The sequence below is a fragment of the Pyxidicoccus fallax genome, from assembly GCF_012933655.1.
Taxonomy (GTDB): Bacteria; Myxococcota; Myxococcia; order Myxococcales; family Myxococcaceae; genus Myxococcus; species Myxococcus fallax.
Map to the genome: position 1 here is coordinate 1 of NZ_JABBJJ010000265.1, position 17,479 is coordinate 17,479.

Here is a 17,479-nt window from a genome sequence, read left to right on the forward strand (position 1 = left end):
CCCACGCCCCCCGCCGCTGCCCCCACGGGAGGCCTGCCCAGGGCGCCCACCGCCGCGGGTGGCCGCAAGCCGCGCATCCTCATCGTGGATGACAGCGAGATGACGGCCCGCATCATCGAGGCGGACCTCGTGTCCAAGGGCTTCGAGGTGCACGTGGCCGACACCGCGGACAAGGCCACGAAGATCATCCTGAAGAAGCAGACGCGTCCGGACCTGGTGCTGCTGGACGTGCGCATGCCCAATGTGAATGGCGAGCAGTTCTGCCGCTTCATCAAGAGCAACAGCCTCTTCAAGGGCATCAAGGTGCTGCTGTGCTCCGGCGAGAATGTCGAGGAGCTCCAGCGCATCTGCCGCGAGGCCGGCGCCGACGGCTACATCCCCAAGGACGCGGTGATGGGCAACCTCGTGGCCAAGGAGCTGATGCCCACCGGTAACGAGTGAGGGCCCGCGCCTTCTCACGGGCCCCCTGCCCTACCCCCGCCCCGCGGCGTTCTCGCGCTCTTCCAGGCCGCGCGCGAAGTTGCCGATGACGAGCCCCGGCCGCGCCGTCTTCAGCCGTTGCAGCAGCGTGCGGATGCCCACGGGCTCTCCCCCCGCGCCCTTGTCGCGCGCCACCTCCAGGTACTGGAGCGGGTCGATGCACAGCGAGCGCGTCTGCACCTGATCCACGCGGTACTTCTTCACCAGCCGCTCCAGCGCCCGCACCTCGCCCTCGCGGTCCGTGACGCCGGGGAACAGCAGGAGGTTCAGCGCCAGGTACGCGCCGCGCTCGCGCGCCAGGGCGATGGACGCCTCCACGTCCTCCCAGCCGTACTTCACCGGCTTGTAGTAGGCCTCGTAGAGGTCCTTCACCGCGGAGTTGAGCGACACGCGGATGGCGTCCAGCCCCGCGTCGAACAGGGCCTCCAGCCCCTGGGTGAGGCTGCCGTTGGTGTTGATGTTGATGGAGCCCTGGGCCGTGTGCGCGCGCATGTAGCGGATGGCTTCCGCGATCTGCTTCCAGCGCGTGAGCGGCTCGCCCTCGCAGCCCTGGCCGAAGCTGACCATGGTGCGGCCCGGCGCGTTCTGCAGGTGGAACAGGCCAATCTGGCCCATCTCCTCGCCGGTGGGCCCGTCGTCCATGCGCTCGTGCGAGGCGGGCGGCCCGTCCGCGGGCTGGTCGGAGATGCAGCCCACGCAGCGCGCGTTGCACATGACGGACGCGGGGATGGCCGCCTCGTCACGCACGTAGAACGTGTTCTGCGACGTGAAGCACCGGTAGATGAGCGCGCACGTCTTGAGCTGCTTCAGCACGCGGTTGTTCGGAAAGCGCGCCATGTGCCCGTCGACGAGCGCCTTCATCTCCGGCGTGGAGTAGCGCTCCGGATCCCAATGCGAGCGGCGGTCCGTGTGGATGGCCCACGCCACCGGCCCCTCGCCCACCCACGCCGCGGCGGTGTACGCCCACTGCGGCAGCACCGGCCCGCTCCCCTTCACCTCGCCCGGGAGGAACGTGCGCGTGTAGCCCGGCGGCAGGAGCGCGCCCACGGCGTTGGGCACGAAGGTCTTCCCTCCCACCTTCATCTCGCGCACCAGCTCCAGCTCCCCCGTCTCCGGGTGGAGCCCCACCGGCAGACGGCCGGGCAGGTGCACGAGCCGCCCGGCGGACGGCAGGGGGATGGGCTTGTCCTGGGGCGGGACGAGCTCCTCGCCGCTTCGCAGCGTGGCGAGCAGATAGGGATGCTCCATGACCCGGCCCTTCGGGTCGGCGAACAGCAGCTTCGGCGCTGACTTCATGCCTTCGTGAACTACCACCAGTGCGCGTTTTGTTCGACGCAGAAGCACCGCGAGACGCGATGCATTCAACGCCTCGCGTCATACGCCGGGGGTTATTCCCTCTCAACGGAGTCATGCATCCGGCTACCAGGCGTACCTTGATTCCCCCGGGCGTTTGGATAGGGTCCGCGCGCTTTTTCGCACCCCTTTTGGAGGCAGTCGTGATCGTCGGAGTTCCCAAGGAGATCAAAACCCGTGAGTACCGCGTCGGCATGGTTCCGGCGGGCGTGCGCGCGCTCACGAGCGCGGGCCACACGGTGTTGGTCGAGACGAACGCCGGCGTCGGCTCCGGCATCCCCGACTCGGAGTACCAGCGCGTGGGCGCGCAGATCGTCGCCAGCGCGGACGAGGTCTGGAAGCGCGCGGAGATGGTCGTCAAGGTGAAGGAGCCCATCGCTCCCGAGTACGAGCGCATCCAGCCCGGACAGATCATCTACACGTACTTCCACCTCGCGGGCGTGGACCCGGAGCTGACGAAGACGCTCATCAAGAAGAAGGCGGCGGCCGTCGCGTACGAGACGCTGCAGCTGGATGACGGCAGCCTGCCGCTGCTCAAGCCCATGTCCGAGGTGGCCGGGAAGATGGCCATCCAGGTGGGCGCCGCGTGCCTGGAGAAGGCCCACGGTGGCAAGGGCATCCTGCTGGGCGGCGTGCCCGGCGTGCGCCGCGGCCGCGTCACCGTCATCGGTGGCGGCGTGGTGGGTCTGTGCGCCGCCAAGGTGGCGGTGGGCATGGGCGCCGAGGTCACCATCCTCGACGTCAACCTGGAGCGCCTCACCTACCTGGACGACGTGTTCCTCGGCCGCGTCAGCGTGCTGGCCTCGGACACGGAGAGCATCGCCAAGTCCGTGCGCGAGTCCGACCTCGTCGTCGGCGCGGTGCTCATCCCCGGCGGCAAGGCCCCGAAGCTCGTCTCCGAGGCCCTCATCTCCGAGATGAGCCCCGGCTCCGTCGTCGTCGACGTGGCCGTGGACCAGGGCGGCTGCATCGAGACCTGCAAGCCCACCACCCACGACAACCCGACGTTCACCGTCCACGGCGTGGTCCACTACTGCGTGGCCAACATGCCCGGCGCGGTGCCCCAGACGTCCACCTACGCCCTCACCAACACCACCCGCCCGTACTCGCGGAAGATCGCCGACATGGGCCTCATCGAGGCCGTGAAGTCCGACCGCGCCCTGGCCCGTGCGATGAACACCTACAACGGCCACGTCACCTACGAGGCCGTCGCGAAGGACATGGGCTACGACTACCTGCCCATCATGGACGCCTTCGGCCGCAAGTAAGCCCACCAGGCAGCCACTCGAGCAGTCATCGGCGGGGAGGTTCGGATGGCGACATCCGGCCTCCCCGCTCGTTATGTCTGCTGGGAATAAGTTTCTCCGGCCGGCGTCTTGGGTTCCCGAAGCGGGCGTGCGGGCGGGTGTCAGTGGGATGTCGTTGTTGCCCGGGATGTTCCCATGCATACATTGATGGGTAGGCGACAACTCATTCCCCAATTGTTTCGGGCCCTTGGAAGGCGGGACATGTTGGACTTCAGGCAACCCAACCGAACGAAGCAGGAATTCGAGGAGCTGGCGCTGGCCCACCTGGACCCGCTCTACTCCGCGGCCCTGAGGCTGACGAAGAACGAGCGTGACGCGGAAGACCTCGTGCAGGACACCTGCATGCGGGCCTACCGCTTCTTCGACAAGTTCGAGCGGGGCACCAACATCAAGGCCTGGCTCTTCAAGATTCTCACCAACACCTTCATCAACCGGTATCGCCGCAAGGTGAAGGAGCGCACGGTGGTGGAGGGCGTGGAGCGCGAGGCGGTGCACGAGCGCTTCGTGAGCCGGGACGCGACGGACTTCGCGGCCAACCCCGAGCAGTATTTCTTCGACCGGCTCCTGTCGGACGACGTGCTGCGCGCCATCGACGCGCTGCCCATCGACTTCCGGCTGGTGGTCATCCTCGCGGACCTCCAGGAGTTCTCCTACAAGGAGATCGCCGAGATTCTCGAGTGCCCCGTCGGCACGGTGATGAGCCGTCTGTTCCGCGGCCGCAAGCTCCTGCAGAAGAACCTTCGCGAGTACGCGGAGGGCCAGGGCGTATTCCGGCATGATGGTGAGCCGGTGAACGCTCCGGCGGACCTCGAGGAGTACCGGAACAGGAAGAAGACGGGGTAGAAAGAAGTTCCTCCCGCGCGCCCATGACCTGCCAGGAACTCGATCGGCTCCTCTATCCGTACCTCGACGGCGAATTCCAGCCCGAGGAGCGGGTGGACCTCGAAACCCACCTCTCGGGCTGCGCCGCGTGCCGGCGCCGCGTGGAGAACGAGCAGCAGATGCGGCAGGCGCTGCGCCGCGCCGCGCGTCACTCCGTGCAGGGGATGCGGGCTCCCGCGTCGCTGCGCGCCGGCATCGAAACGGGGCTGCGCCAGGAGATGCGGCGCGCCCAGTACGGCAACTGGCTGCGCGCCAGCGCCGTGGCGCTGGTGATGGTGACGATGGGCGGCGGCTGGGTGGCCTACCAGTCGATGCAGCGCGAGCGCATCGTGAAGCGCGAGGCCGTCCAGCGGCACAGCAAGCCGCTGCCCTTCGAAATCGAGTCCACGTCGACGGAGCCCATCGCCGAGTGGTTCCGGGGCAAGGTGGACCGCCGCATCGCCGTGCCGCAATTGCCCAAGGCGAAGCCTCTGGGCGGGCGCATCTCCATCCTCAACGGCCGGGAAGTCGCGTACATCAGCTACGAGACGCTGCCAGACGCGGGGGAGCCGAGCCGCCGGCTGGGCGTGTTCGTGCTCCCCGACGACACGGCCTCGGCCCCGAAGTTCCAGGCGCTGAAGGCCGTGGAGGTGGACTCCACGCAGGGCTTCAACGTCGTCACCTGGCGGGACGATGAAATCGTCTACGAGATGGTGACGGACATGGACGAGGCGGACATCCGCCGCATGCTCGCCGAGCGCGACAGTGAAGCGACCCTCGCTCGCAAGCCGCAGCGCGACGACTCCGAGGAGACGCCCTGGTCGCTGCCGCCGCGCCAGCAGTCCCCGCGTCCCGCGGCCACCGTCGCTCCGGTGACGTACCCGCACTGAGCGCCGCGCGCTCGCCCCCGAAACGTCCGTTGCACGACGCCTGCTCGGCTACCAGGCGTCCGGGATTCCGTCCGGCCCGAACATTGACGGTCCCGTATATGGCCGATAGCCTCGATAGCGCATTTTTCCTTGCGCGCCGCCGCCTGTGTGGCGCCCCCGCGCGCGCCACACTCCCAGGACGGGCTGTCCCTTCATGTCCAAGCGAATCCTGATCGTCGAAAAGAGTGACTCCGGCCTCGCCGCCTCCCTGCGGCCCGCCCTGGAGGGACGGGGCTTCACGGTGGAGGACACCGCGGATGGCAAGGGCTGCGTGGAGCAGATCCGCCGCGACAGGCCGGACCTCACCGTCATCGCCGTGGAGCTGTCCGCGGGCCAGAACGGCTACCTCATCTGCGGCAAGCTGAAGAAGGACGACGAGCTCAAGAACGTCCCCATCGTCATCGTGGGCAACCCGGACGGCTTCGCGCAGCACCGCAAGCTGAAGGCGCACGCGGACGAGTACGTGGCGATGCCGGTGGACGCCCATCTGCTCGTCGAGCGCGTGGGCGCGCTCATCGGCTTCCCGGAGCTGCCCGCCGCGTCCGAGGACGTGGTGGACGAGAGCCTCACGCTGGACGCGCTCAACGACGAGCCGCTGACGGCGGACTTCGGCGAGGAGATCTCCGTCGACGCCGGCGAGGAAGCCGCGGTGCAGGGCGAGGAGCTGGACCTGGACGCCGCCTTCAGCGACATGTCCGCGCCCGTGGAGGCCCCCGTCGAGGAGGAGCCGGTGGTGGCCCCGCCCGAGGCCGTGGTGGAGGGCGTCGAGGAGGACTTCCCTTCGCTGGACACGCTCGGCACGGACGCGGACGACGCGCTGGACTCGCTGGATGACTCGGAGAAGACGGTGGTGGGCTTCATGCCCTCCGTGGCCCCGCCGGAGCCGGTGCGTGCCCCCGAGCCCGTGCGCGCGCCGGAGCCGGTGCGCGCGCCGGAGCCCGTGCGCGCTCCCGTGGCCGCCACCCCTCGCACCCCCGCCGCGTCTCCGGCCGCTGGCCGCGCGGTGATGCCGTCGTCCACCCCGGCGGCCCCGGCCATGTCCGCGGCGGACGCGGCGGAGCTGCGCAACCTGCGCGCGAAGGTGGCCGAGCTGCAGGGCACGCTGGACGACGTGCGCGGCCAGGCCTCGCAGGCCGAGGACCGCGTGCGCGAGCTGGAGGCCGAGCTGGAGAGCAAGGCCACCGAGCTGGAGACGGCGCGCGCCGCCACGGGGAAGAACGACAAGGACACCTTCGCCCTGCGTGACGCCGTCAACAAGCGGGACAAGGAGATCCTCCGCCTCAAGACGGAGCTGAACCAGAAGGACCAGGAGATCGTCGAGCTCAAGGACCAGCACCTGGAGCTGGAGCAGAAGTCCAGCACGGCCGAGTCCGAGATTGCCCGCCGCGACGCGCAGATCAAGACGCTCACCACCAAGGCGGACACGCTGACCGCGGAGCGCAAGCGCGTGGACCAGCAGCTCGCCGCCGCGAAGGAAGAGGCGCGCGGCGCCTCGGCGCAGCTGTCCACCCTGCAGGAGGAGCTGGATCAGCACCAGGCCCAGGCGCAGGCGCTGGGCGCCGAGGTGGAGGAGCTGCGCGGCCGCACCGGCCAGCTCGAGGCGGACCTGCAGGCGGCCCAGACGGAAGTGGAAGAGCTGCGCGCCCAGATTGACTCCGCCCAGCGCGAGGCCGAGGGCCTCCGGGCGCAGCTCGAGGAGACGCAGGCCCAGCTGTCCGAGCAGGGCACCCGCGCCGCCGAGGAGGCCGAGGAGCTGCGCAGGCGCATCGGCGAGCTGGAGGCCGCCGCGGTCCACAACGAGGAGCGCGTGACGAAGCTCTACGCGCGCATCAAGAACGACGAGAAGCTGCGCGAGAAGACGAAGAAGGCACTCGCCATCGCCCAGCAGCTCCTGGAGGAGCCGGCCTCCTCCGTGGCCGACGACGCCGACGAGGCCGCGGCCTAGGCCGTCCCCGCCGTTCCCTTCCGCCCCGGGCTTTCCATGAAGCCCGGGGCCCCTGGGCCCCGCCCTACTGCGCCTTCTTGGGCGCGGTCTTCTTCTCGAGCAGCTTCTTGGCGAAGGTCTGCACGGCGGCGGGCACGTTCTTGTCGCGGCTGAGGTCCTTCAGCTCCGCGTCGCGGAACGAGTTGAGGAACTTCATGGTGACGGTGAGCGGCACCTTGGGGTTCTTCACCAGCGCGAGCTTCACCTTCTGGTGCTTCGTCCACTCGCGGTTGTTGTAGATGACGCGCAGCACGTCATCCATCATCGCCTTGTTGGCCGCGCAGGACAGCACCTCGCCGTCGGTGATGCGCGGGCTGCGGATGACGGCCACCGCCACCAGCTTGTTCGTCTCCCGGATGAGCGCGCTGCGGGCCTCCTTGTTGCCCAGCGTGGCCAGCTTGATCTTCTCCGAGATGGACATCTTCATGATGCGCTGGGCGAGGGTCAGCTTCTTGCCCTCCTCCATGGGAGGGGCGTCGTCCTTCGCCACCTCCTGGAACTCCTGGAGGATCTGCTCGGCGGTGGGGCCCGGGTCCGGCGGGGCCTCGGCGGCCTCGGGGCCGAAGAGGCGCACGCGCGCCTCCTTCATCTGCGGCACGTCCGCCAGCATCATCCCGCTGCGCACCGCGAAGTCGCAGACGCTGTCGGTGAGCGACACGGGGACGTTGGGGTTGGCGCACAGGTTGCGCAGGATGTCGTCGTAGCGCAGCAGGCGCAGCTGGTTCTGCCCGATGATTTCGGCCAGCTTCGTGGAGCAGTCCCTGGCCACCTCGGCCACCGCGTCGTCCGGCGTGCTGGGGTTGAGGACGAGCAGCTCCGCGTAGGTCTCCTTGCCCTTGAGCAGGCGCAGGAACCAGCCCAGCACGGGCGGCTGCACCTCCTCGTCGCGCACGGCGGAGCCGAGAATCTTGTCCGGCAGGCCCGCGGCCGTCTTCGTGGCCGTCTCGCTCACGCCCGCGTCCGGGTCGAAGGTGAGCATGAAGAGCGCGCCGAGCATGTCCGACGGGCTGAGCGGCACCAGGGACTTGGCCGCCATCATCCGCAGCGGCACCGGCGCGGCCGGGTCCACGTGCTTGCGCAGGTTGGGCGGCAGGAACTCCGCGTTGAAGGGACAGCCGGGGGGCGGCGCCGGGACGTTGTTGGGGGCGGCGGTGGTCATGACGCGTGATTCCTTCCGTAGATGATGCGCAGGCCCTCGAGCGTGAGGAACTCGTCCACCTCGTGGATGGCCTTGGATTCGCTGGCCACGAGCGGCGCGAGTCCCCCGGTGGCGACGACGCGCACCGGGAAGCCCAGCTCCGCCTGCATCCGCGCGCAGATGCCGTCCACCAGGCCCACGTAGCCGAAGACGAGGCCGGACTGCATGGAGTGCACGGTGTTGCGGCCGATGACGTGCGGCGGCCGCGCGAACTCCACGCGCGGCAGCTTGGAGGCGTTCTGGAACAGGGCCTCCATGGCGATGTTGATGCCCGGGCAGATGGCGCCGCCCAGGTACTCTCCCTTCGGCGACACGGCGTCGAAGGTGGTGGCGGTGCCGAAGTCCACGACGAGCACCCCCGAATGGTGCTTCTCGTAGGCGGACACCGCGTTGACGATGCGGTCCGCGCCCACCTCGCGGGGGTTGTCGTAGAGGATGGGCATGCCCGTCTTCACGCCCGGGCCGACGAACATGGGGCGCGTGCGGAAGTAGCGCTCGCTCATCTTCTCCAGGTTGAACTGGAGCGGCGGCACCACGCTGGACACCACCACCGCGCCCACCTTCGTCGCGTCGATGCCGCTGTGCGTGAAGAGCTGGCGGACGAGGATGCCGTACTCATCCGAGGTGCGGCGCGTGCTGGTCTCCACCCTCCAGTGGTCGAGCAGGCGGCGGCCCTCGAACACCCCCAGGACGGTGTTGGTATTGCCCACGTCGATGGCCAGGAGCATCACGCCGGGCAGTCTAGCGCGAAGGCGCGCCCGGCGCGTCCCCTACCCCCGGTGTCCTACCGGGAGCGCGGCGGCTTCCGGGGCCGCAGCTGCTCCACGTCGCCCGCCAGCACCCGCTCGAGCGAGCCCTCCTCGGTCCGCACCAGGAGCGCCCCGGACGGGTCGATGTCCTCGGCCCGCCCGCGCAGCTCCTGCCGGTCCGTGCGCACCAGCACGTCCTGTCCGAGGGTGGAGGACAGCGCCTTCCAGCGGGCCCGCACCGGGTCGAAGCCCTCCTCCAGGTACCTGTCGAGCCACTCCTCCATGCGCGTCCAGAGGGCGGCGGCGAAGCGGGCGCGGGGTACGGGCTTGCCGGTGGCCAGGGCCAGGGAGGTGGCGGTGTCGCGCAGCTCCTCGGGGAAGTGCTCGGCCTGGGAGTTGAGGTTGACACCCACGCCGACGATGACGAAGTGCACGCGCTCGGGCTCGGCGGACAGCTCCGTGAGGATGCCCGCCACCTTGCGCCCGTCGAGGTGGACGTCGTTGGGCCACTTGATGGCGGCCTCCGTGCCCCAGTCGCGCAGCGTCTCGGCGAGGGCCACGGCGGCCACCAGCGTCAGCTCCGGGGCGCGCTGCGGCGGCAGCTCCGGGCGGAGGATGGCGGAGAAGTACAGGTTGAGGCCCGGCGGGGACACCCACGCGCGCCCTCGGCGGCCCTTGCCGGCCGTCTGCTGCTCGGCCACCACCACCTCGCCGTGCTCGGCCCCATCCTGCGCCAGCCGGAAGGCCTGCTCGTTGGTGGAGCCCACCGACTCGTGGTGGTGGACGGTGCGGCCCAAATCACGCGTGGACAAGAGCGGGGACAGCTCCAGCGAGGTGAGCCGGTCGGGCACCCCCACGAGCCGGTAGCCCCGGGCGGACACCGCCTCGATGCGGTAGCCCTTGGTGCGCAGCGCCTCCACGCGCTTCCACACGGCCGTGCGGGACAGGCCCAGCTTGCCGGAGAGCGCCTCGCCAGAGGTGAAGTCGCTCCCGCTCTCGGAGAGGAAGCCCAGGATGAGCTCCTCCTGCGTCTGCTCGTTGGATTCGACGGCCACGGCTATCCCTCGGAAGAGGAGACCTGGGGGCGAACCTTCCACGACGTCAGCTCCAGCCACATCTGCGGGACGCGCTGGCCCTTCGTCTCCAGGTCCACGTGGATGCGCACCAGCCCCACGCCCGGGGCGAACGTCTGGGTGTTGACCAGCGTGGTGTCCGCGTTGATGCGGTTGCGGCCCTCCACCCGGACGCAGTTGTCGAAGGTGCCCGCGGGCGCCTCGCAGCGGACGCCGACCTCCAGGATGCGGTAGCGCTCGGTGGACGACACGGACACCACGTTCGTCCACGAGTTGCCCACCTCGACGGGCGCGCGCAGCAGGTAGCGCTTGGGGTCCCTCAGGCCGTAGGCGTCCACCGTGAGCTGCCCGCCGCGGTTGTCGTGGAAGTAGCCGTCCTCCTCCTTGAGGATTTCGATGGCCTCGGGCTGCTCGCGCTCCTGCCCGTTGACCCGGTACGTCCAGCGGTTGCCCACCGCGAGCGGGTAGTACTGGGACACATCGCCGGTGACGCGCGCCCGGGGCGCGGAGTCCACCTGCTGCCTGGACGCACAGCCGCTGCCCAGTACCAGGGCGGCGGCCAGCACGGCCCCCCCGCCCACGCCGAATGAAAGCTTCATCTCGTTGTCAGTCCGCGTGGTCCGTGCCACGCGCCTCCGCCGTTGAAGGCTTGCGCAATGCGTAGAGCGTGTCGAGCGCCTGCTGCGCCGCGGCCTGCACCGAGGGCGCGTCATGGCCCTGCGCCACGGTGTAGAGGTACGCCTCCGCCTCCGGACCGCCAATCTCGCCCACGGCGAAGACGATTTCCTGCACGAAGCCCACGTCCCGGCCGCGCGCCAGGTCGATGAGCACCGGCACCGCGACGCGGGCCTTCATCTCCACCAGCGTGCCCATCGTCCTGCGCACCGTCTCGGCGTCGGTGGCCTCCTTCAGCCGCTCGATGAGCAGCGGCGCGGCGGAGGGGTGCTGGCGCTCCGCCAGCGTGCGCAGGGCGAACTCGCGGATGCGCGCGTCGTCGGCCTTCAGGTCCTGCACGAGCGCCTCGTCGGTGCGCTCCAGCGCGGCCAGCTGCAGCACGGCGGACTCTGCCACCTGGCGCAACACGCTGCGCAGCGCCTCGCGCATGGCGGCCTGACGTCCGGTGGGCGTGTCCTCCAGCACGGGCGCCTCGCCCAGACCCACGACCTCGTAGTGCTGGGGCAATGCACCCCCGAAGCGCTCCAACTCCAGGTTGGCGCCCACCTCGGCGAAGCTGCGCGGGTCGCCGTCCTTCAGCACCTCGCGGGTGAAGGGCACGTCCAGCGTCAGCCGCCAGGGGCGCTGCTCGCGGGGGGCGTCCTCCTTCTGCGGCTCGAAGCGGCCGGTGGCCTTGAGCGCGTCGGTGAGCAGGGCACCCACGCCCTCCGGGGCAAGCCCCAGCAGGGCGTTGTCCCGAACGGTGGCGCCGGAGACCTCCACGGGCGCCATCGGGTGGCGCGGCGCCTGCGAGCGGCAGGCACCGAGGAGGACGACGCAGAAGGCGAGCAGCAGGGCCGGCTTCATCGCCCCCCCAGGTTAACACCCGGAGCGCGATTCCGCCGGCCATTCCCTGCCCGCCCGGAGGGCCGCGTCAGCCCTCGCTCCCCTCGGACGACCCCGGAGCAGGCGGCGTCTCCTTGCGCTCCCGGGCCTCTCCCACCTCCTGCGACTCGGGGGCAGCGGCCTCGGCGGGCGTCGCGGCCTGAACAGGCGTGGCCTCTCCGGCCGGGGTGCTCTCGGCGGCGGTGGTCGCCGTCTCCGTGGCGGGAGCGGCGGTGGCCTCGACGTTCGGAGCGACGGCGGCACCCTCGGCGGCCGGAGCCGTGCCCGTGGCGGCGACCTCCTCGCCGGCGGGCGTGGCCTCCGTGACGGTGGCACCCTCGGCGGCGGGAGCCGTGCCCTCGGCGGAGGTGGCCTCGGCGTTCGGCGCGACGGCGGCGCCCTCGGCGGCCGGAGTCACCCCCGGAGCGGCGGCCCCCTCACCGGCGGGCGTGGCCCCAGGCGCGGCGCCAGCCTCACCGGCGCGGTTGCCACGGCCGCGGCGGCCCCGGCGACGGCGGCGGCGGCGCTTGCGCTCGCCCTGGGCGCCCTCGGCACCACCCTCGGCGGCGGCACCCTCGGGACGGGCCCCGCCCACGAAGGCGGTCGCGGCCTCCAGGTCCTCGTCGTCACCCTCCTCGTCGTCGCCCTCCTCGTCCTCCTCACCCGTCTGCTGGACGGACGCGGCGGGCGGGGTCGGCTGGCCCTCGCGGGCCTCGGAGGGGACGGTGGCGGACGTGGCCTCGGCGGCCTCGGACACCTCGGTGCCCTCCTCCGTCTCGCGGGCCTCGCGAGCCTCGCGCTCCTCCCGCTCGCGGCGGCGCTTCTCGCGCGGGCGCTCGCGCTCGGGCGCGGCGGCGGTCTCCGCGGAGGCCTCCTCGCCACCCTCGCCACGGGCCTGCTTCTCGCGCTGGCGCTCCTCGCGGCGCTTCTGGGCCTCCTCGGCATCCAGCTTCGCGGCCTCGAAGAAGCGCTCTTCGACCTCGTACAGCTCCACCGTGGTGACGGAGACGCCCGTCTTCGCCTCCAGGAACTTCTCGCCCAGCGCGTCACCGCACCAGAGCATCACCAGCGAGCCGCTGGCCTGCGCCTCGGTGCGCGCGTCGCCGCGCACGTCCCCGGCGCTCACCAGCAGACCCACCTGCGCCGAGTAGTGGCCCAGGTCGCGCCGCAGCTCCTGCACGTTCTTCCGGTCGATGGCGGGCGCGCCCTTCAGCATCCGCACCGCGTAGCGCAGCTCCACGCTGCCCTCGCGCTTGCGCGCGGTGAGCAGGGGGCCTTCCTTGGAGCGCTTGGCCACCTTCAGCTCGCGGAAGCCCAGCCCGTGCATCATCTTCACGACGGACTTCTCGAAGGTACCCACGTCCAGCTCGCCCAGGCGCTTGCGCAGCCCGCGCGCCACGGCCCGGCGCGCGTCCTTGAGCGTGGTGCGCAGCGTGGTGAGCAGCGCGGCGTCCACCACCGGTTCGGCGGCGGCCGCGGCGGACGGCTTGCCCAGCTGCGGGCGCCCGCCCTCCAGCGGAATGCCCAGCGCCTGCGCGAAGGCGGCCTGCAGCTCCAGCGGCGGGGCCTCGCTCGGCGCGCCCGCGCGCTCCAGCGACACCTCGCCGGACTCCTTGTTGAAGGAGTACTGCGGGCGACGGCCGGCGTCGATGCGGCGCTGGTTGTCCTCCAAGAGCGCGGTGAGCACCGCCTCCACCGTCGTCTCCTCGGCGCACAGTTCCTTGCCGCGGGCGCGCTCGATGATGTGCTCGGTGCGCAGGGCGACCTCGGCCTCGCTGAGGATTTCGAACACCACCTCGGGCAGGGGCGGGAAGCGCTTGCGGCGGCCCCGCTCGTCCTCCTCGTCACGGCGGCGCTTGCGGTCGCTGCCACGGCCCGCCACCTTCACGTTGTCCTGGCGGGGCTCCGGGTGGCGCTCCGCCGGACGCAGCGGCGGCAGGTCCTCCTCCGGGTGGGGCTCCATTACTCCTGTCTGCGCCAGCGCCTCCGCGTCCTCGGGAATCGACCAGTCCACCAGCGCGAAGGTGTCCTTCGCGGTGACAATCACCTTGCGATCCCGCGTGCGGCGCGCCATGGCAGCCAGACGCGACAACATGGTCACTTCAGGCGTCTTGCCGATGTGGGAAAGCAGGTTCTGCTGAATGGACTTCTCGGTGATTTCCAGAAAATGGAGGGGACGTCCTTCGCTCTCCAGGACACGGAGCGCGGCCTCGTAGAATGTCATCGAGTATTCCCCAAGAATTCCGAACGGTTACAAAAATGTAGGTCCGTATGGGCGGCGGATGCTAGCCATCGCTAAACTGGCTTGTCAACGAACGGAAGATGACCCGCATACGCATCGGACAGCGTTGGAGACGCGAACCCGCGGCTTCCCCGCTCGATTCCATCGCACTGGAATTGGACGGGGTGGACCTGCTGTCCGGGGCCGTGGAGGAGTCTCTAGCAGAAGTGGTGCCCTCCCTGGTGCGCTCAGTTGCGGCCATTATCGGTGGGCGGCAGCGGCTGGCCCAGGTTTCCCTGCCGGAGGCGCACCTGGAGCTGGTGCTGCGGCGGGTGGGCCCGGAGGTGGAGCTGCTGGTGGCCAACCTCTCCCGCCCCGCGCGGCTGATGCGGCCGCCGGTGCGCGTGGAGGTGGAGGAGCTGGCCGAGGCGGTGCGCGAGGGCGGTGAGCGCTTCCTCGCGGACGTCACCCGGGGGGCTCCCAGGGCGCTCGCCCAGTCGGTCTCCCAGGCGATGGCGGAGCCGCTGAAGGCGCTGCGCCGCGCGGCCCGTCCCCCGGAGGAGCCCCCCGGGAAGCCCTCGCTCCAGCGGGTGGAGCCGCAGGCCCTCCCCGGATTCGGCTTCGAGCTGCGGGACGTGGGCCTGCCCGTGAACCGGACGACCGAGCGTGGCACGGCGGGCGCGCTGGCGCCGCTGCTGACGCCGGGCGAGGTGTGGCTGTCGCTGCCCGGCAAGCCGGAGGCCTGGCGCGTGCCCGGGCCGCCCTTCCTCACGGTGCTGGAGCTGTCTCGCCAGGCGGTGGAGCTGGCGCGCGCGGTGGAGCTGGGCGAGGAGCGCTTCGAGCTGGCCCCCGCGGGCGCGCGGCCGACGCTGGTGCTGGACCTGAAGCCGGGCAAGGCGAAGGCCGGGCGCACCGGCACGCCCTTCCCGCTCGACGGCGGCACCCTGGCCACGGCCCTCTTCCACCTGGGCGAGTCCCTGGCGGCGACCTTCGCCGAGGCGGACCGGGCGCTGGTGGGCAACCCCTACCTCGTGGAGCTGGCGGACCGCTGCCGCGAGGGCCTGTCGCACCTGCGCGGCGCGGTGGAGCCTCCCGAGGCCCAGGGCGCCGCGCGAGAGAAGAAGGCCCGGCCGGGCCGCGGCACGTCGCGCCCGCTGAAGGTGCCCGGGCGCCTGCGCCGGCTGCGCTTCGACAAGCTGTGGGAGAAGCGCGGGCTGGAGGACGCCGAGGAGGCGCGGCTGCTGCTGGGGCGGCACGGACCGGTGTACTGCGCGCCGCAGCTCGCGGTGGCCTTCTCGCGCAAGGACGGCGCGCAGCTGTGGAAGCGCGCGGCGGCGCTGGGCGTGGCGGCGTCCGCGGACGGCAACGCGGTGGCGGCGGACATGACGCGCGTCTACGGCTTCACCGGCCGGGGCGCGGGCGCGCGCTGGCTGCATGACCACGACGGCATCCCCCTGGGCCCGCTGCTGCTGCGCAAGGACGGCCTGCTGCTCACCCTCTCCGAGGACCGCACCGTGGTGGCCTTCGCCGAGGCCACCGGCCGCGAGGTGTGGCGCCTCGCCCCGCCGCGCACCCAGCGCAGCTGGTTGAGCACCCAGGGCCACCGGGCGCTGGTGGGCACGGACTCGGGCTACCTCTACGGCCTGGACCTGGTGGACGGCCAGGTGCGCTACCGGATGCGGGCGCCCATGCCCTTCCACTGCCCGCCAGTGCCGTGGGGCCGGCGCTTCCTGTCCATGCTCGGCCGCGGCTCGCACTGGGCGGTGCTGCTGGCGGACGCGCACACCGGCGAGGCGGTGTGGACGCACGAGCCGGACCTGCTGCGCCCCTGCGTGCCGCTGCCGGTGGGCCAGCGCGTGTTCATCGCCGGGGAGCGCGAGCGCGAGGGCTACCTGCTCTGCCTGGACGCGAAGGGGCGGCGCGTGTGGGAGCGCCCGCTGAACCTGGGGCCGGGACCGTACGCGCTGGCGCCGCTGCCGCGCGCGGTGGTGGTGACGAGCGCCTCCGGAGCCGCCGCGCGGGTGTCCGCGTCGGGCACGGTGGACTGGCGCGTGGGCGCCGCGGGCGAGCCGCTCATCCGGGCGCTGCCGGCGCGCACCGCGCGAGGCGTGACGCTGGTGCCGGGCGAGCGCGTGCGGGCGGTGGACCCTCGCGGCGGTCAGGTGCTCGCGGAGGTCCGGGTCGGGGTGGGGCTCGTCGCGCTCCAGGCGGACGTGCGCCTCAACCTCTTCTTCCTGGACGACACCGGCACGCTGTCCGCGTACCGGCTGACGTCCCACTTCACCGTCGTGGAGTAGGCGCGGGGCCGAACACCCGCGCCGCTCCGCACGGACGCGAGGACTACTCGGTCTTCGCGGAGGCCTTCGACGGGTCGATCTCCTCCTCGGGGCGCTCCTCCTGGGTGGCGCCCTCCCAGGTCTCGCCGGCGCCCAGCTTCCACTCGGAGGGCACGTCCAGCTTCCACACGTAGTTGACGTTGGCGTCACCGCCAGAGGCCGCGCGCGAGGAGACGTTGATGGTCATCTCCATCTTCGCCACCTCGATGGGCATCAGGTCCAAATCGTAGTGGCCGAGCACCATCTGCGGCGGGAACTGGGCGACGTAGCGCTCCGGGAAGTCCACCTTCATGGACGGGTCACCGCCGCGCATCTCGCCCAGCAGCTTCCCCTTCGCGTCCGTCAGCTTCCACACCGTGTTGAACGAGGCGCTGGTCATCATCTTCTTCACCTTGCCCTCGTCCTTGAGCATGCGCTGGGCGCCCCACAGCACCAGCTGCAGGCGCACCTGCGGCTTGCCCATCACCATGACGACGTCCGACGACAGCACGTCCAGGCGCATGCCCTTGTCCGTGGCCGTCCACACCGGGCGGTAGCGGCCCTCGCGCAGGCTGTCGAACACCTTGCGCGTGTACTCGTAGAAGGCCTTGCGGTCCGCGGCGCGGTCGTCCTTGCCGCCTTCCGCGCGCTTCTCCAGCTCCTCCAGGTACCCGTCGAACTTCGTGTTGCCGCCGAACTGCTTCAGGTGGGTGTCCACCTGCTCGAAGTACGTCTTGAGGAAGGGCTTCAGCTCCTCGCGGTACGTGGCCTCGTCCGGGTTGGCGCGCATCCAGCCCACGCGCTCCAGATACTCGGCCTGGATGCGCTGGGCATCCGCCTCGCGCTGCGCCTCGCGGGCCTTGCCGCTGGCGGTGCGGTAGCTCATGACGGCGGCCAACAGCACGCCCGCGATGAGAACAATGACTCCGAAGTAGCGCTTCACGAGGCTGGCTCCTGTGCGTTGGAGCTGGCAGTGATATGAAAATTCCCCAACGTGATCCAGGCCACTGGCACCCACCTGTTCTCCGTGCCGCTCCCCTTGGAGGAGGGTGAGCTGCTGGGCAATCCCCAGGTTGCCTGGGAGACCTATGGAGAACCATCAGACGGCAAAGCGGTGGTGGTGCTGCACGACCTGTCCCACTCGCACCGTGCGCTCGGGCCCGTGGAGGACGGAGCGTATCAGCCGTCGGGGTGGGCCCGGGCGCTGATTGGCCCAGGGCTGGCGTTGGATCCGGACAGCACGCCGGTGGTGGTGCCGGGCCTGCTCGGCAGCCCCTTCGGTACCACCTCTCCCGCCTCGCTGGACCCGGCCACGGGGGAGCGCTGGGGCCTGACGCTGCCACCCCTCACCGTGCTGGACATGGCGCGCGGCGTGTCCGCGATGCTGCGGGCGCTGGGGCTGAAGCGGGTGCGCGCGCTGGTGGGCGTGGGGCCTGTCTCTTATACTCATCTCCGAGCCGCCGAGACGTT

Annotated in this window: 15 protein-coding genes; 7 read left to right on the forward strand and 8 right to left on the reverse strand. The window is 71.0% G+C overall.

The window, feature by feature from the left end; all coding sequences use genetic code 11:
* A partial coding sequence (locus HG543_RS38625) for a response regulator (protein WP_169349931.1) occupies positions 1 to 441 on the forward strand: 441 nt, incomplete at its 5' end.
* A gap of 30 nt (positions 442 to 471) precedes the next feature.
* On the opposite strand, the gene HG543_RS38630 is transcribed toward HG543_RS38625, so the two are convergent.
* Positions 472 to 1,776, reverse strand: coding sequence for a radical SAM family protein (locus HG543_RS38630; protein WP_169349932.1), 1,305 nt, complete (start codon positions 1,774 to 1,776; stop codon positions 472 to 474).
* 200 nt (positions 1,777 to 1,976) lie between these two features.
* Here HG543_RS38630 and ald point away from each other — a divergent pair, with 200 nt between their 5' ends.
* The 4 genes from ald to HG543_RS38650 all read left to right on the forward strand — a co-directional run bounded on the left by ald (position 1,977) and on the right by HG543_RS38650 (position 6,875).
* Entirely contained in the window at positions 1,977 to 3,101 is a 1,125-nt protein-coding gene (gene ald / locus HG543_RS38635) for an alanine dehydrogenase (RefSeq protein WP_169349933.1), read from the forward strand.
* Between the two features lie 240 nt (positions 3,102 to 3,341).
* Entirely contained in the window at positions 3,342 to 3,983 is a 642-nt protein-coding gene (locus HG543_RS38640) for a sigma-70 family RNA polymerase sigma factor (protein WP_169349934.1), read from the forward strand.
* A 23-nt stretch (positions 3,984 to 4,006) separates the two neighbouring features.
* Positions 4,007 to 4,891 carry an anti-sigma factor family protein gene (locus HG543_RS38645; RefSeq protein WP_169349935.1) on the forward strand — a complete coding sequence of 295 codons (885 nt, stop codon included), beginning with the start codon at positions 4,007 to 4,009 and terminating at the stop codon, positions 4,889 to 4,891.
* A gap of 193 nt (positions 4,892 to 5,084) precedes the next feature.
* Complete coding sequence (locus tag HG543_RS38650) at positions 5,085 to 6,875, forward strand: response regulator (protein WP_169349936.1); 1,791 nt, start codon at positions 5,085 to 5,087, stop codon at positions 6,873 to 6,875.
* A gap of 64 nt (positions 6,876 to 6,939) precedes the next feature.
* On the opposite strand, the gene HG543_RS38655 is transcribed toward HG543_RS38650, so the two are convergent.
* From HG543_RS38655 to HG543_RS38680, 6 genes are all read right to left on the reverse strand, one after another.
* A complete protein-coding gene (locus HG543_RS38655) occupies positions 6,940 to 8,073 on the reverse strand; it encodes a hypothetical protein (RefSeq protein WP_169349937.1) in 1,134 nt (377 codons plus the stop codon).
* Complete coding sequence (locus HG543_RS38660; protein ID WP_169349943.1) at positions 8,070 to 8,840, reverse strand: type III pantothenate kinase; 771 nt, start codon at positions 8,838 to 8,840, stop codon at positions 8,070 to 8,072. Before HG543_RS38660 ends, HG543_RS38655 begins: the two co-directional genes overlap by 4 nt.
* A 56-nt stretch (positions 8,841 to 8,896) precedes the next feature.
* Positions 8,897 to 9,916 (reverse strand): biotin--[acetyl-CoA-carboxylase] ligase, encoded by a 1,020-nt coding sequence (locus tag HG543_RS38665; protein ID WP_169349938.1) that lies wholly within the window; start codon positions 9,914 to 9,916, stop codon positions 8,897 to 8,899.
* 2 nt (positions 9,917 to 9,918) lie between these two features.
* Entirely contained in the window at positions 9,919 to 10,533 is a 615-nt protein-coding gene (locus tag HG543_RS38670; protein ID WP_211194436.1) for a hypothetical protein, read from the reverse strand.
* A 7-nt stretch (positions 10,534 to 10,540) separates the two neighbouring features.
* Positions 10,541 to 11,455, reverse strand: a complete 915-nt coding sequence (locus tag HG543_RS38675; RefSeq protein ID WP_169349940.1) for a HEAT repeat domain-containing protein — start codon at positions 11,453 to 11,455, stop codon at positions 10,541 to 10,543.
* A gap of 67 nt (positions 11,456 to 11,522) precedes the next feature.
* A complete protein-coding gene (locus HG543_RS38680) occupies positions 11,523 to 13,697 on the reverse strand; it encodes an HTH domain-containing protein (RefSeq protein WP_246357600.1) in 2,175 nt (724 codons plus the stop codon).
* 98 nt (positions 13,698 to 13,795) lie between these two features.
* On the opposite strand from HG543_RS38680, the gene HG543_RS38685 reads away from it, so the two are divergent.
* Entirely contained in the window at positions 13,796 to 15,991 is a 2,196-nt protein-coding gene (locus HG543_RS38685; protein ID WP_169349941.1) for an outer membrane protein assembly factor BamB family protein, read from the forward strand.
* 43 nt (positions 15,992 to 16,034) lie between these two features.
* On the opposite strand, the gene HG543_RS38690 is transcribed toward HG543_RS38685, so the two are convergent.
* Positions 16,035 to 16,952 (reverse strand): hypothetical protein, encoded by a 918-nt coding sequence (locus HG543_RS38690; protein ID WP_171818163.1) that lies wholly within the window; start codon positions 16,950 to 16,952, stop codon positions 16,035 to 16,037.
* A 51-nt stretch (positions 16,953 to 17,003) separates the two neighbouring features.
* On the opposite strand from HG543_RS38690, the gene HG543_RS38695 reads away from it, so the two are divergent.
* Positions 17,004 to 17,479: homoserine O-acetyltransferase family protein (locus HG543_RS38695; protein WP_500690508.1), on the forward strand; the 476-nt coding region annotated here is incomplete at its 3' end.